This window comes from Lactobacillus iners (assembly GCF_011058775.1).
GTDB lineage: Bacteria > Bacillota > Bacilli > Lactobacillales > Lactobacillaceae > Lactobacillus > Lactobacillus iners.
This window is the reverse complement of sequence record NZ_CP049230.1, coordinates 908,514-926,482: the sequence shown is the minus strand read 5'-3', so window position 1 is coordinate 926,482 and position 17,969 is coordinate 908,514. Positions and strand designations below refer to the sequence as shown.

At 37.9% G+C, this 17,969-nt stretch carries 2 protein-coding genes; both read left to right on the top strand.

Going from position 1 to position 17,969, the window contains the following annotated elements; all coding sequences use genetic code 11:
* Positions 1–46: 46 nt before the first annotated feature.
* Positions 47–9,901, top strand: coding sequence for a Rib/alpha-like domain-containing protein (locus G6Z82_RS04470; protein WP_164785843.1), 9,855 nt, complete (start codon positions 47–49; stop codon positions 9,899–9,901).
* Between the two features lie 442 nt (positions 9,902–10,343).
* Complete coding sequence (locus G6Z82_RS04465) at positions 10,344–17,909, top strand: sialoglycan-binding domain-containing protein (protein WP_164785842.1); 7,566 nt, start codon at positions 10,344–10,346, stop codon at positions 17,907–17,909.
* Positions 17,910–17,969 lie beyond the last annotated feature (60 nt).

Sequence of the window (17,969 nt, the reverse complement as noted above, 5' to 3'; positions counted from 1 at the left end):
TGTTTTTATTATTAATTAATATAGATAATTATTAGGAGTAAGTTATATGTTTGGTAAAAATAATAAATATATGCGTGATCTTAAACAAAGAGAAAAGGTTACGTATTATGGTATTCGTAAGTTTAGTGTTGGTGTTGTTTCAGTAGCTTTATCTTCACTTTTCTTATTAGGGTACGCCAACTCAGCTGCTGCAAGTACAACTGCAGCAACTGATGTCCAACATTCCGAAAAAGCAAAAATTAAAGTTGATGCGGATATTAATAAGGACAAGGCTGAAAAAGTTGATAAAAATTCATTAGCTGATTCTGCACCTAAGAAGGAAGAGGCAGAAACTAAAGCTAAAGCTAAATCTAAAGTTAAAGCTAAAATCAATGAAATCATACATGATAAAAAACAAGTTGATAAAGTCTTAGCAAGCGTTAAGTCTGCTAAAAATGGGCAAGCTGTTGTATACCAAGATCGTAGTGGTGACACAGTAAGTAATCCTGAATGGCTTACAAAACCAAATATTTTGGAATTGCAACGTTATCGTGGAGTTAATGATCAAGGAGAAAAGAAACCAGTTGGAAGTGATAATGTCGGAGAGTGGAACGACGTTACCCTAAAAACTGATATGTATGCACATGTTGAAGAAAGAAATGGCAGTAAGTATTTAGTTTTTGATGTCTTTTTCAATAATGATGGTCGATCGATGCTTAAGCATTCCAATCAGCAACAATATGTTTGGCAAATACCTTACCAAATCGCAGATTTGAATAATGGTGGTTATAAAGGCGATACTTTGTCTAACTTATCTATTGATTTTTATGACAAAAATGCGTCCTCTGCGTATAATGCTGTGTTGTCTCGTGATTTTTCAAATTTCTATAAAAATAATGCTAACTCAGCTAAATTAAATCCTTTACAGACAGATCACTCTTTTGGTCAATCTATTTATCTTTATACGTTGGGAGTACGTGCAGGCAGAAGTCGTAATCAAGATTTAAGCGATACCTTCCATTCTAATAAAGATGATCAAACTATTAAAAATGCGACTAAGTTGAGTGCACCTTACAGTAGTTACAGTTATGGTATTGGTGTTAGAACGACCGCTGTTAACGAAGCAGCTCACTTGCACTGTGATGTTAAATTGAGACCTGGTGTAACGACTGAAGATATTCAAAATGCTTATACTTGGGCTAACACATCATCTTATGGTAGAACTACTAATTCTGCTTATACTTTCATTTCTGGTCGTGAACCATATGGAGAAGAAAATTTACCACGTAAAAAGAGTGATAGTGAAGCACCTAAGTTGTATTTAAATGGGCAACCAATGACTGATGGTAATGAATTTACAACTTATCAAGGAGAAAGTACGCCACTTAAATTTGAAGCTTCAGATAACGAAGGTAAGTTAAAGAACTTTAAGGTTACAGGCATGCCAAGTGGTGACTTTAGTGTGGATAATCAATCTGCTACTGAAGCTGCAAAATATAGTAAGGACTATAGTCAGGAAAAATTTGAAAATAAGGTAAATGGCCAACCTAAAGAGAAAATATATGATATTGCTGTTACAGCTACTGATGAAGCAGGCAATACTACTTCTCATAGTGTTAAGGTTCAATTAAAGAACCAAAGTAGTAAATATGCTGCTCCAACGGCAGATGTGATTACTGTTAAACGTGGTGAAAAGCCAAGCAATGATGGTATTTTGGCCAAATTAAAATATAATAAAGAAGATGATAAAAAAGGCACACCATCTGTTGTTTCAATTCCAGATACTAATTTAGCACCAGATGCGTTCAAAACTGGGGATACAGCTGATGCAGGTTCTGCGGTTGTGAAAGTTACTTATTCAGATGGCTCCTATCATACAGTGGATGTTCCCGTTAAAGTTAAGAAACCAGATAATTTAGCTAATACATTAACTGGAAAGACTGTTGAAGTAAAGGTCGGTGATTCATTAAAACAGACAGCTGATAAAAAAGTGGATGCTAAACAATATGTGACTACTACGGGCAATGTACAGCCACAAAAAGTTGAATTTGAAAATGAGCCGAGAACTGATTTAGCTGGGACATTCAAACGAAAAGCGATTGCTACTTATCCCGACGGCTCTAAAAATGAAACTGATGTTACTTTCAAAGTCAAACCTCTGAAACCAGTCATCCAGACTAACTTGATTGGGCATGCTAACCAAGAAAATCAGAAAGTAACGGTATCTGTTGGGGACGGAGTACCTGATGGAGCAATTGTTCGTTTAACTGATGATAAAAATAAAGTTCTAGGAGAAGGACAAGTAAATAATGGTAGTGCAGAAGTTGTTATCAAAGATAAAATGCCCGATAATACGAAAGTAAAGGCCACTACCATTGTTAAAAATGGTGGAGAAATCACTTCCGATCCAAGTGATCCAAGCAATGTGTCCCAAGATGATGTCGCACCTACATTAACAGTTTCCGCTCCATCAGAAATTACCGCAGGTGACGATTTGACTTTTACTTTTGATGCTAAGGATAATGTCAAGGTTAACTTTGAGATTGCAACTGGCATTGCGTCAGGTATGTTTGATATGGGAAACTTAATGAATATATTGTCAACTCAGCAGAAGACAACGTATTCTTCTTATCAAGATGACCATATGAAAGGAACGACCACTTTATTGTCGGTACCTGATAGTGAAGTGGGTAAACATGAATTTACCTTTAAAGTAACAGACGATGCAAATCATACAGTTACTAAGAAGGTGTCAGTAACTGTTTATCCTAAATTAAAATTGAATGTTGAACCGATTACGGTGCCTTTAGGTGGAACATTGCCTGATGCTAAAGTAGCACTAGGTAACACAGAAGGAATTGCAGAAGTTAAGAATAAAACAACAGGAAAAGTGGATATTCCAGCACCAACTATTCAATGGGTAGAACAGCCAAAAACTGATAAAGTTGGTAATGCATTACCAGGTAAAGTAAGAATTACATTTAATGATAATCGTAATGGTGGTAAGCCAGTAGATGTATCAGTACCCGTTAATGTACAAGACCAAAACGCTCCTGAAATTAAAGTTTACAAGAAAGAAAATGGCAATTATGTTGAAATAACTGCTAAAGATAAAGATGGTTATATTAAACTTGATAGTTATGCACGTGAAGATGTGGACTTTAAGATCACATCAACCGATAATAGCGGTCAGATTAATGATTTAAGTATGATGCCTATTCCTGGAGTAAAGAGTTCGACACCAGCTGGTGCAGGATCAACAGCTAGTCCTAAGTCATTTACTTTAACAGGCCAAGCTCCGTTAGGAGATAAGTATTCTAGAGTTGTAAAAGCAGTCGATCCTTCAGGAAACACGACGACTTTGAAAGTTAGATTGTATCCTCATAACCAGAGTGAAAAGTATGGTAATAAGGTCCAAGGAAAATTATTAACTTATAAGATGTCAGACGGTAATAATTATCCTGATCCAAAAGATGGTATTTCTCAAGAGGGGAATGATTTTCCAGTAGGATCAACTTATTCATGGGCAACAGAGCCAAAATGGACTGATCCAACAAGTGGTAAAGATGGTAAAGGTACTCCAAAAGAAGTATCAATTTGCGTTACTTTACCAGATGGTTCTACTAAGAATGTCAAATCAACGCTTACTATCATTGATGATGTTCCTCCTGTGATTGAAGAACCAGAAGATGCTGAAACAGTTACAAAAGATAATCATACTGTCTATCGTGTAAAGGTCGTACGTGGTGGTGAAACTAAGATTTCTCTTAAATTGCACGATACATCAGGTCAATTACAAAGTGTGACATCAACAGGAAATAATTTTGTGACAGCAGGTACACTTTCTAAGACTACTGATGCAACAATTGACAATCCTGCAACCGTTGATTTAACGGTTAAGGCACCAAATCAAGCAGCAGAAGAAGGTAAGTCTTGGCAAGAAACAGTGACCTTAACAGATGCAAAGGGTAACACTACCACAGCAACGCTTGAATTATATGCTGATAAGGATGCTGATTTGTATGATCCTACAGTAACTCCTGTAGTTAAGACTAATACTACTGATACAGTAACCATAGATGATATTAAACAAGCTGTTACTAAGGATTCTAAATATCCAAAGAGCGGTTATGCAGATCCAACAGTTGCAGTTGATGGCCAATTAGAAGATTACAATAAGGGTAATCAAAAAGACTACTTTGTTCCTGTTACAGTGACATATCCAGATAAGTCTACTGATCATGTTCAAGTCCATGTGACAATTGGTAATGATACGCTAGCTGCTAAATATGAAGCCACTGAAGGACATATAAGTGTTGCTTATGGTACTTCAAAAGATATTATTAAGAGCAAAGTTGAAAACACCAGTGAAAATAAAGTTAAAGTAAAGGAAGGTAAGAAAAAAGCAAAGGTTGGCTATACTGTTAAGGTTCTTGAAGAATCAAGCCTTCCAGATGGAAAAATAGCTGGTAAGTTTGAAGTTCCTGTTAAAGTTGTTTATAAAGATGGATCTGCTGATACAACAACGGTCAAAGTTACAGTAGAACAGCCCCAAAGTAAGTCTGATGTGAGTCATATAGGGCAAGTTGAAAAAGAATATGGCCGAAAAACCTATGCAGAAGACGTGTTGGGAGCAATTAAGCAAGATGATGGTCCTAAAGTTTCTTCACATATTAAGGACAAACAAATTGTTCCAGGGCAAACGCTACCTGATGGTAAACATCCAGGCACGCAAAAAGTACGTGTAAAATTAACATTTGATGATGGTTCCCATAAGGTGGTAGAAGTTACTGTTATTACTAAAGATCCACTTAATAAACAATATGAGCCAGTAGCTACTGAACTTAAAAGACATTATGGCCAACCGGCAACTAATGAAGAAATTATTAAGCAAGTTACAGTTAAAAAAGGTCAGCAAGTTTCTGAAGTAGGACCTGATAAAGATGTAATCAAGATAGAAGTTGTTCCAGGGCAAACTGCTATAGACGGAAAACAACCTGGTACAGTGAAGGTACAGGTTAAGGTAACTTATAAGGATGTTACAAGTGACATCGTTAATGTTCCTGTGACAGTAGCTGATCCTGCGAGTGTTACTTATCCACCAAAGGCTGATGCATTAACAGTGCCATGGGGGACAAAACAAGACGATATTAAGAAGCAGATTGTAAGTAAGGTTACAATTGATTCTAAATATCCTACTGATAAGACTAAACCAAAGATTGAAGTAGCTAAAAATGCTAATGTGCCAGATGGACAAACATCTACTAAAGTAAATGTTCCTGTTGAAGTCACTTATCCAGATGGGTCAGTTGCTATTGTTCAAGTTCCTGTAACAGTAGGCAATAAGCAAGCCGATAATTATGATCCAACAGTGACGCCAATTAAGAAAACTTATGCTGAACGTAAAATTACAGCAGACGATATTAAGAAAGCAGTTACCATTAATGGCTTGGATCCTAATAAAGGTGACTATACTATTTCTGTAGATGATACTATTCCCGCAGATGGCTTTGCTGAAGGACATACTGATGTTGCTGTGACTATCAAATATAAAGATGGTTCTACAGAGAAAACAAAAGTTCCAGTAATTATTGGACAATCTGAAGCAGGTTACACTGAAAATAATTTGCCACAAGCTAAAACTATTTATAAGAATTACGGTGAAGAGATTAAAGATAGTGAAATTACGGGAGCAGTATCTGTTCCAAATTATACTAAGAGTGATAAGCAGACTCCGGGGGATGCAAACAAACTTCAATTTACCATTGCTGAGGGCAGTGCTAAGCCAGATTCACATAAATCAGGCAAAACTTTAGTTAAAGTGGTAGTTACATATGAAGATGGATCAAAAGCTACTGTTGATGTGCCAGTAATCGTGAAGGCTCCAGATACTGAGCAATACACACCAGCAGCTACTCCAGTTGAAAAAGAATTTGGCAAGCAAACTTCAGAAGATGACATTAAAAAGGCTATTACTATCTCTGGTTATCCTGAAGATAAGAAGAATAAGATTCAATATAAGGTTTCGACCGATAAAATTCCAAATGGTCAAACAGCTGGAGACTTTACTGTTCCAGTTGAGATTACTTATGCTGATGGATCTAAAGGAAATATAGATGTACCTGTTAAAGTGAAGTCGCCTAAACCTCAAACCACCGATAATACAGTCTTTGTTGGAACTATTCCTGATGCTTCAGATAGTATTAGTAATAAGGACAAGTATCCAAAGAATACGACATTTGAATGGGAGAAAACACCTGATACTTCCAAAGCAGGTGAGCCAACAGGCAATATTTTAATTCATATGCCAGGTCAAAAAGATCCACTTAAGGTTGAAAATGTTAAGGTTAAGGTTGTTGCAGTTCCCGAGACTCAATCTATTAATGTCTTTGAAGGAGAAACACCTGAGGCAAGTAAAGGAATCAAATCTAAAGAGGGACAAACCACAACTGCAGAATGGCAAAAAGACCCTGCTGGGGTTGCTCAGATTCCTGATACGAGTACAGCTGGAACGGTTAAAGGCAAGGTAGTGGTAAAAGTTCCTAGTGTTCAAACGCCTGCGACAGTAGAAGTTACAGTAAATGTATTACCTGCACCTAAAGGTGGCACTATCAACACCAATGTTAATGGCTCCGTGGATCCTAAATCTGGCGTAAAAGGCAATGACAAGTATCCTAATAACACTAAATTTGTTTGGAAGGATGGCAATCCTGATTTAACTCAACCTGGTATTGTGACTAAGAAGGTCACTGTAACTGTTCCAGGTATGACACCTAAAGAGGTTGAGGTAACTATTAATGTGTTGCCAAATCCAGCTGGTCAGGATCAAGTCACACTCCAAGGTCAAACACCTGACCCAAAGAAGAGTGTTGCTGATCATGAGAAGTATCCAAAAGGAACAACCTTTAAATGGGCAAAAGAACCGTCTACTGATAATCCAGGAGAAACTGCTGGAAAAGTCGAAATTACAGTTCCTGGTTCAGATAAGCCAATACCTGTTGATGCTAAGTTGAAAGTCATTCCTTATCCAACTAAGCAACATCGTGTAGTTCTTCAAGATCCTGAAGGAAAGACACCTCTGAATGCTAAGGATAGTATTAAAAACGCTGATCAGCTACCATCTGATCCAAATAATGCTACTACTTTCACTTGGAAGGATGGTAAGGCACCTGATAACAAAGTACCAGGCAACAAGAATGGTGTTGTTTTAGTCAAAATTCACGGTGTGGATAAAGAAATTGAAGTACCAACTACAATTGAGGTAGTTCCAAATCCAAATGCCAATGATGGTATTAAGGTTGCTAAAGGTGGCGATCCAAAACCAGAAGATAGCATTGCTAATATTGGCGATCTTCCTTCAGGGACAACCTTTAAGTGGCAGAAGGATCATAAGCCAAATACAGAAAATCCAGCTGAGAAGGTACCAGGTGTCGTTGAAGTGACAATTCCAGGAATTGATCATCCAATTGAAGTACCCGTTAATGTTGTTGTAACAGACAAACCATTTATCAATAATGGGGCTGCTACCAATGATTCAGGTGATAAAAATAAGACAGAAATTACAGGAAAATCGCTTCCAGGAACCAAAATTGAAGTTCAAGATGAAAATGGAAAGAAGATTGGTGAAGGTGTCACCGATCAGGAAGGTAAGTTCAAGATTGCTGTTACACCAAAACAAGCTGCAGGCAAGCAATTAAAACTTATTCCTACAAACAATAATCAAACAGGCGATGCAACTACAGTTACGGTTACTGAAAAGCCAGCTAAGCCAACAATTGATACGCCTGAAAACGGTAGTGTAACCATTAAACCAGCAGATAATGCTAATAATGTTTCTATTGATGTAGATATGGTACCTAACACGGTTAATGAGGTTATCGATGAAAATGAACCGCAGCCAAAACAAACTATTGTTGCTCATAAAGACAAAGATGGTAAATGGAAAATAGATGGAGATGTACCAACTGGCGTAACCATTGATCCAGAAACGGGTGCTATTACTATTCCTGCTGAAGCAGTTAAGGATGGAAGTCCAATTTCCGCAATAGCAAAGAATAAGGACGGGCAATCTTCTGATCCTGCTAAGGGAACAGTCGGATTTATCAAACCACAAATCATTAACCAATCGGCTAACAATGATGATACTAAGAATAAGACAATCGTAACTGGTAAAACATTACCTGGTGCTGTTGTTAAAATTGTAGGTCCTAATGGTCATGAATTTACTGATTCCAAGACTCCTGTCAAAGCGGATAAAGATGGTAACTTTACTGTTGAAATTCCAAAACAGGAGCAAGGTACATTGTTGACAATTACGCCAATTAATGGACCTAAGGCAGGTACACCAGTAAATGTAGCAGTAGGTATCTCTATTACTGATCAAAAGGCTAAGAATACTAGCGATAAGCCAGATAAGACAGTAGTAAGTGGGGAGACCGCACCAAATGCTAAGGTTACAATTACAGATACTGATGGTAATCCAATTAAAGATAAATCTGGACAACCAGTTTCTGTTACTGCGGATGATAAGGGACACTTTACAGTGGATATTCCAAAACAAGCTGATGGAACTGATATAGTGTTAACCCCAAGTCTGAAAAACGGAGATAAACCTAATTTAGTAGGTGAACCAGTTAATGCAACAGTGAAAGATACACCAGTAGTTAAAGATGGCAATGCTATCAATGATCCAAAGACGCCAGATAAAACAGTAGTAAGTGGCAAGACTACGCCAAAGGCAAAGGTTGAAGTCAAGGATAAAGATGGCAAGACCATTGGCACAGGTACAGCAGACGATCAAGGTCATTTCACAATTCAAGTACCAAAACAAAATCCAGATACTAAGTTGACATTAGTGCCAACAGCTAATGGAGTTACAGGAGAACCAACTGAAGTTACAGTGAAAGATGTGCCAGTAGTAAATGAAGGTACTGCCCACAATGATCCAAAGACACCAGATAAAACGGTAGTAAGTGGCAAGACTACGCCAAAGGCAAAGGTTGAAGTTAAGGATAAAGATGGCAAGACCATCGGCACAGGTACAGCAGACGATCAAGGTCATTTCACAATTCAAGTACCAAAACAAAATCCAGATACTAAGTTGACATTAGTGCCAACAGCTAATGGAGTTACAGGAGAACCAGCTGAAGTAACGGTAAAAGATGTGCCAGTAGTAAGTGAAGGCACTGCCAACAATGATCCAAAGACGCCAGATAAGACAGTAGTAAGTGGCAAGACAACGCCAAAGGCACAAGTTGAAGTCAAGGATAAAGATGGCAAGACCATTGGCACAGGTACAGCAGACGACCAAGGAAACTTTACAGTTGCAGTACCAAAACAAGATCCAGATACTAAGTTGACACTTATCCCAACAGCTAATGGAGTTACAGGCGAACCAACTGAAGTTACGGTAAAAGATGTGCCAGTAGTGAGTGGAAATTCAACAATTGAGTCAATAAATGAAATACCAGTTATTATTGATGGTAAGGCAATTAATCCTGAAAATGGTTCTGCTAAGACAGTAGTAAGTGGAAAGACGACGCCAAAGGCACAAGTTGAAGTTAAGGATAAAGATGGCAAGACCATCGGCACAGGTACAGCAGATGACCAAGGAAACTTTACAGTTGCAGTACCAAAACAAGATCCAGATACTAAGTTGACACTAGTGCCAACAGCTAATGGAGTTACAGGAGAATCGTCTGAAGTCACAGTAAAAGATGATATTGTTAATAACGTTAAAATAAAATCATCTAAATCTGTAGATAACACTAAGGCAAGTGATACTCATATCAGAAGTGATAAAGCTACTGCTCATGAATTACCACAAACAGGTAATAATAGTTTTGCTTTGACAGGATTATTATTAGCAGGAATTGCGGCAATGCTAGGAATTTCTGGGTATCGTAGAAAAAATAAAGATTAATTTCAAAATTTATCGCTAATTAATCTATTTTGATTAAATGAGTGAAAAGACTTCGAGATTATATAATCTCGGGGTCTTTTTTTACACAAAAAATTAGATTGGACAGTTAACAAATAATATTTTTTTAATCGTCAAAGAAGAACGTTCATCAAATGAAAACGCATTCAAGTTTTATATTTAACAAAGCCCTTTTACTATATTTTTTAGCTATAATTTAAAAGAAAATTAAAAAAGCCTGCATTTCATTCAATTAAAAACTATATCTATATTGATATAGCATATCATCAGTTAGGTATATTGAATTCTTCATATTTATCTTAAAAATAATAAAAAGCTTGAAAGTCGGGGGGGGTGTACTAGAATTTAAATGTATTGACGTCAAAATACGTATTTTTATTTTTTATTATTAATATGGGTTGGACAATGTTTAGGAGAAATTAACATGGGTATTTCTAAGAATAATTTACAAAATAAATTACAACAAGAAGCACGGCAAGTGCCACATTTTGGTATCCGAAAATTGGCTATTGGAACCGCTTCGGTTTTACTATCTACTTCATTGTACTTTGGTGCTATGGGAAGATTGGTGCAAGCTAATGCAAATGTTGCTACTGGAAATAATGTAGAAAATGAAAAGATTAATTCTGGTAAAAAAGATACGGATCGTGCAACAAATGATCACGTCGAACAGCCTAAGAAGAATATCGATGGTGGTCAGTGTTTGTTAGTTAAAGATGGCAAATATGATCAACAACAATGGCAAAATCAATATAATGAAGAAGCCAGAAATCGTATAGAATCTAAGCAAGCGGTTTATGATTTAGAGGATGAATTGTCACAAGTTTCAGAAGCTAAACGTGCTGAATTAATTAAAGAGTTGCAGCAACCGCTTTCTACTGAGCAGAGAAAACAAAAAGTTCAAGAAATCAAAAAAACTATTAATAAGATCGTTCAGGATACATTGCCTAGTGCCAAAAAAGAGGCACATGATAAAGTTCAAAAGATGGAAAATCTAATTGATCCTGATAAAACGCCATATTATAACAAAATTAAACAAGCTAAAAATAAAAAAGAGCTTCGAGAGATTGAACAACAAGCTGAATTAGAAGCCTTAAAAAAGGAAACAAGCGATTATATTACCTTACAATATAATAATTATCATAGTAATGCTGAATTAGATGATAGGCAAAATCAAGAATATAAAAACTGGGCAAACAAAAGGTTGGATCTTTATGCAAAGATTGCATTACACCCAGAAACAGAACTTTCAAGCGAAGCTGATAAGCATGATTTCAATAAATTAAAAGCAGTTTTAGCCTATGCGAGACGTGCAGCAGATTCCGTTATTACAGGATGGGATACTGATCAGGATCTTGATCATAACCAAACGATTGATTATTACTCTCATATTTTTGCAGATGGTCATATGACTGACCGTAAGCAGTATATTGCAAATGATTGGAGTAAAGGAAAGCCGTATAGTGGTCAATTAATTGATCCAAGCAATATTTCTGAACAGATTACTAGACAAGCTGATGGTACTTATGAGTGGCAGGTTTCCTTTAATAATAATAATTTAAAAACCGGTAAAGCTCGATTTTATTTCACAGTGCCGAGAGATCAGGAAATTATTGAGGATCAAAACCATGCTATGGAGGTTTATCGTGATGGTGATAAGAACCACATGTCTATCACTGCAGCTAATATGCAAGGCTTATCCAGAATAGATGATAAAGCCCAGCAATTAACTAACATGGTGAATCAGATAGCAGCTCAGCCTGATTGGGGTTCATTGAAACAAAAATTTGCAATGCGTCATGGTGATACAACTGGAGCTGTGGATCCTGATTGGGATGTGTCTGCTTATAGTGGCGGTAACAGGGTTCCAGATAGAAGAGGTTTTTGGATTAATTCCTTCATTGATGGCTACACTTATAATCCCGGATGGCCGAGATCTGGCCAATGTAAAACATTACAAGGTATTATTTTCGGTTTAAATGATGGTGGGCGTGATCCTAATAAACCTGTTACTCGTCTGATGTTAAATGAAGGCTATGATGTTTCTAAACAACCTGAATTTAATGCTAAGGCCCCTAGACAAGTTGGTAAATCGGTTCGTTTGGTAGGAGATGCTTCTGACCGATTATTAGAGCGGATTAATACCATTCAAAAGCGTCGTGATCTTGTGTTCATGCAAACTATGATAGACAGTGATGCGATGATCTTTAGATTCTATACTAGAAATGTAGATCCAGCTAAGCGAGGTCGTGAACATAAAATTGAATCGGTTATGGGCACACGTTCTTTTGAAAGTAATACTAACCATTCTTTAGTAAAATTAGTTGATACTTATGTAAGTGCACAACGACCAGAACCCGTATTAACTCAGCCAATTACTGTTCCACTAGGGGTAGAACCTGATGTTAAAGATGGTATTGAAAATCTTCCTGAACAGCAAAAATCTAATCGTTTTTCATGGTTAAGCAATAATAAACCTGTTGTTTATGAACTTACTCAAAGTGGAAAACCTGTATTGGGTGAGGCTATTAGTCAAGATGCACATCGTTCTATTGCTAATATTGATTTGCAAATTCCTGTAAATGTTGTAGGAGTTTTCAAAGAAGGTCAAGATTTCAACACTGTAAAGCAAGGTGTAACACCTGGTCATATGATTAGGGTATCCAAGGCGGGAGTGACTGGTGATTTTAAGGCACAAACATTAAATTATGGCTTGTCTATTGATAAAGATGGTAATTTAACAGGTAAGCCTAAGATAACAGATTGGAAACCTGGTGAATGTCAACGTAAGGTTGTATTAGACCTGACTTTTAATGGTAAAGCAACTCAAGTTCCTATTACTATAGTTCGTAGCGAACAGGCACCAGCCGTTACTATTTACGAAGGAAATAAGACTGATTTTGCACAAAATCCAGATGGTAACCGTGTAACGAATACTTATAATAACAGGATTTCTCTTGTGTTTTATAAGGGAGAAAATAAAACATATACAGTAGCTGCAACCGATGATCAGACCATTAAGCAAGCTACATATCAATTAAGTAATAATCAACCACTTAGCAAAGATATCAAAGGATTAAAGATTAGTGATCAAGATCAAGTTATTAAGGCTCAAAGCAATAAAAAAGGGGCTAAAACAGATCCTTATCGCTTTACTATTAGTGGACCTGTAAGTACGGGTAAACATGGAGCAAGTGATTATGTAACACCTGGTCATTATACGCGTCAAATTGTTGCAGTAGATAATGAAGGTCTCAAGACTACTTACACTTTTGATATTGAAGTGCGTGAAAAAGCTCAAGATGCTCGCTTAGCTGGTAATGAACTTCATCGCACCGTTGGAGATACTTTCTCTGAGGTTTATCAAAATAAAGCAGATGCCAACCAATTAACAACAGGTACTAAGCCTGCTGGAATAACATGGGGATTTGAAGGAAAAACGCCATTAGACATTGTTACAAAAGAGGGTAATCAATACAAACATAGTCGTGCTGGTTATTTCGAATATGTAGCAACAGCCACTTTTAGCGATAACTCAGTAGTAAAAACAACTGGTGAGAAAGATCATGAGCACGTTCGTATTACTGTAAAACCACAAACGCCATCCTTTACTGCTTCGGAATTAAATGAAGCTGGTAATGTGAAGAACAAGCAATTGACGATTAATGTCAAAAAAGGTTTACCTAAAGGAGCTGTAGTTACAGTTTACTCAGATCAAGCTGGACAACATGCTATTGGTCATGCCACTGTAGGTAAGGATGATCAGACAAGTGTTCAAGTGACAGTTTCTAAAGTGCCTGTTGGAAAACTCTATGTACAAACGGCAGTTACTGGACCAGATCAATGTTATTTAACTAAACAGCCAGTCACTGTAAAGTCTGATATGGGAGAAGGCACAGCAACTAAACTTGCTGCACAAGCAACATTGACTCTCACGAATAATGGAAATGAAACTATTAAGCCATACACTACTGTAGATAATAAGACTAAGACCATTACGATTATAGCTGGTAAGCAATTTGATATTAATGGTGACGTAACAGATAGAATAGATGTTATCAAAGATACTGTGGTTCAACCTTCTCATGAAAATGAAGGTAAGAGTGCTGAAAGTTGGATGAATCCTGTTGAAAAAGGATCTGATGGAACCCAAGCTAAGCGTGACCGCAATTACCAAAAACAATATTCTCAACGTGATAGTAAGCGTGAATCATTAGGTAGTAAAGCAAATCCATATAAAGTTTCTTTAAGTGGAACAGCACCAGAAAAGATTGGCAAATATTATATTAAATTCCAAACATGGAATGGTGATGATAGAGCTGAAACTACTGAATGGAAAGTTAAAGTTGTTACTCCTGCTCCTAAATTAGAGGGTGGCTTATTTGGTGGTCGAGAAGAAAGTGCTAAGCATCCATGGTATAATCCAAACGGATATTCCATTAATACTATGGTAAGTAAAGGTATTGATCGTTTAACTTACACTGTTACAGATAAAAATGGAAAAATAATTGAGCGTAGTGACAAATTAGATGATAATTTTGTCATACACGAAGACTTATACAAAAATGCTGACGGTAGTTATCGTGAAAATGAAGATTTTACCTTAACTATTGCGGCTAACAAATATGATAATGGTGATGAAGCAGAATGCTGCCTACCGACTGTTAAGACTGTTAAGTTTCAGTGGAAAGATTTCGATATACCAACTTTTACACGTGATGAAAAGCGTAAAGGAACTATTATCTATATCAATGGTAAAGAAAAAGGCTTTATTCCTGATGGAAAACAGGGTGAACAAGGTAAACAGGGTCAAGCAGGAAAAAATGGAACCTCAGTTACTATTAAGAGCATAACTTCAGATAAGTCCGGAAATCATGTAATTACTTTCTCTGATGGCAAGAGTGTAACGGTAGAAAATGGTAAGAACGGTATTAATGGTAAAAATGGTGAATCATTTATAGATCCACATGTCGATAAAAACGGTGATTTGTATGTCACAGTAGTAGATGCCAATGGTAATAAATCGCAAAAGAAGATTGGCCACGTTAAAGGTGACAAGGGTGATCCAGGAAAAGACGGGATCACGTACGCCCCAGTAGTCGAGAAAGGCAAAGATGGCGTAACGACGATTAAATTCTATCCAGTAGATCCAAAGACAGGCGAACCAGACAAGACGAAGCAGCCACTGAAGAGTGAAGTAACAGTCAAAGACGGCAAAGATGGACGCGACGGCAAGAGCATAACGAAAGCCGAAATCGATAAGAACGGCCACTTAATAGTGACAATAGGCGAGGGAGCAGATGCGAAAACAGTAGATGCGGGCCCAGCCAAAGGAGCCGATGGAAAGACGCCAGCGATCGAGGTAGCAGACCTGAAAGACGGCGATAAAGTGATCGGTAAGAAGATCACGGTGAAAGTCGACGGACAAGCAGACCAAGTGTTTGAGATCAAGAACGGCCGCGACGGTAAGGATGGAAAAGACGGGATCACGTACGCCCCAGTAGTCGAGAAAGGCAAAGATGGCGTAACGACGATTAAATTCTATCCAGTAGATCCAAAGACAGGCGAACCAGACAAGACGAAGCAGCCACTGAAGAGTGAAGTAACAGTCAAAGACGGCAAAGATGGACGCGACGGCAAGAGCATAACGAAAGCCGAAATCGATAAGAACGGCCACTTAATAGTGACAATAGGCGAGGGAGCAGATGCGAAAACAGTAGATGCGGGCCCAGCCAAAGGAGCCGATGGAAAGACGCCAGCGATCGAGGTAGCAGACCTGAAAGACGGCGATAAAGTGATCGGTAAGAAGATCACGGTGAAAGTCGACGGACAAGCAGACCAAGTGTTTGAGATCAAGAACGGCCGCGACGGTAAGGATGGAAAAGACGGGATCACGTACGCCCCAGTAGTCGAGAAAGGCAAAGATGGCGTAACGACGATTAAATTCTATCCAGTAGATCCAAAGACAGGCGAACCAGACAAGACGAAGCAGCCACTGAAGAGTGAAGTAACAGTCAAAGACGGCAAAGATGGACGCGACGGCAAGAGCATAACGAAAGCCGAAATCGATAAGAACGGCCACTTAATAGTGACAATAGGCGAGGGAGCAGATGCGAAAACAGTAGATGCGGGTCAAGCTAAAGGAGCCGATGGTAAGACGCCTCACATTAAGGTAAGTGACAAAGTTAATGGTGAAACAACAATCACGATTGACGGTTACAACGATGACGGCACTGCTTATCACAAAGAAGTTAAAGTAAGTGACGGAATCACCTATGCTCCAGTAGCTACAAAAGGTGAAGATGGCGTAACCACGATTAAATTCTATCCAGTGGATCCAAAGACGGGCAAACCAGACAAGACGAAGCAGCCAGTTGGTAGTGATGTTCAAGTTAAGGATGGTGTGAACGGTAAAGACGGCAAGTCTGTTACTAATGCATACGTCGATGCCAATGGACATTTAATGATTACTATAGAAGGTCAAGCAAATCCAATTGATGCAGGTCTTGTTAAGGGTCTTTCTGCTAAAGTAGATATTAAGCGAAATGAAGAAAATACCGGTGTTGATATTACTGTTACTCAAGAAAAATGGGATAACAATGGTAATTTAACCAAAGAGACTACTACTAATAACGTTTATGATGGAGTTGGACCTAAGATTGAAGTAGCAGAACAAGGTAATAGTCACATCATTACGATTACAGATCAAATTCGTGATCGTGAAGGGATCAAGGATAAACCAAATGCTAAACCACAAGTAATTGAGGTTAAGGATGGTAAAGATGGTGAGACTCCAACTATTACTAAAGGTGAAGGCAAGGATGAAAATGGTCATGTGTTTACTACAGTGACATTTACAACCAGCAAGGGCTCAACTACTGTTGTAATTCCAAATGGTAAAGATGGTAGAGACGGTAAAGATTGTCAAGGAACTTGCGGTATTTGTGATAATCGTGACTTTAAACCAGTTAAATTTGATGCAAGGTATGAGGATGGAGCAGATCTTGGTAGAATTCAACTTAGATTTATACCAGTTGAATTAGGTGACCAACCATCCAATGTGACAGCTGCAGTTAAGCATACAAGAAGTCGTCGTTCTTTAGGTGATCAAGAAGTAGCTAATTCAGGATTGTTAAATTTGATGGCAACTTCAGTTTTAGTAGGAAGTGATCGAGAAGCAGTTGATTCTCCTGCAGAAGATAAGACTGTTCAAGGTCCTATAGCTAATACTTATAAGGTAGAAGGATTATTAGATGGTATGGTCTTTAATCCAGAAGATGCTACAATTACTGGTAAAGCTAAGATTACTGATTGGAAAGATGGCGAAACTAAACGTCGTGTACCAATTCGTGTTACAGTTTATAACTCTGATGGCTCAACAAAAGTAGCTGAAAGTGATATAGTTGTGACTCGTACCATAACGTCCAAACCTAGTGTTCAAGGTACATCAACTCCAGATACTTCAATACCTAATCCAGGTAAATCAATGTCATATGTGGGTGTTGTACCAGGAACTAGACCATACTACACACTTAAGATGATTGGTCGTCCTTTGCCTAAAGGGATCAAATTTGATTCAACGACAGGGACATTCACAGGTACTGCTAAGGTTGATGATTGGCAAGATGGTGAAGTTTCACGTATTTATCCATTTGTAGTGACTGTAGTAAATTGTGATGGTAAGCAATATAAGGCAGAAGATTCGATTACTATTTATCGTAAGATTAATCCAGAACCAACGCCAGTTCCAGAGCCAGCACCAGTTCCAGAACCAATGCCAGTTCCAGAGCCAGCACCAGTTCCAGAACCAACGCCAGTTCCAGAACCAACACAAGTTCCAGAAAAACCAGTTTCAACTGACAAGACACCTACAAGTGGTAAGGAAAAATTACCACAAACAGGGGAAACATCCGATATTGCTAGCTTAGTTGCAGCACTTTGCTTAGCAGCCGGATTAGTAGTTTTGCCAAAGAAAAAAGAACAGGATTAAGGACTGTGTTCTATTAAACTGATGATTTATAGATAATCAATTATTAGGAAGTGTATGGAT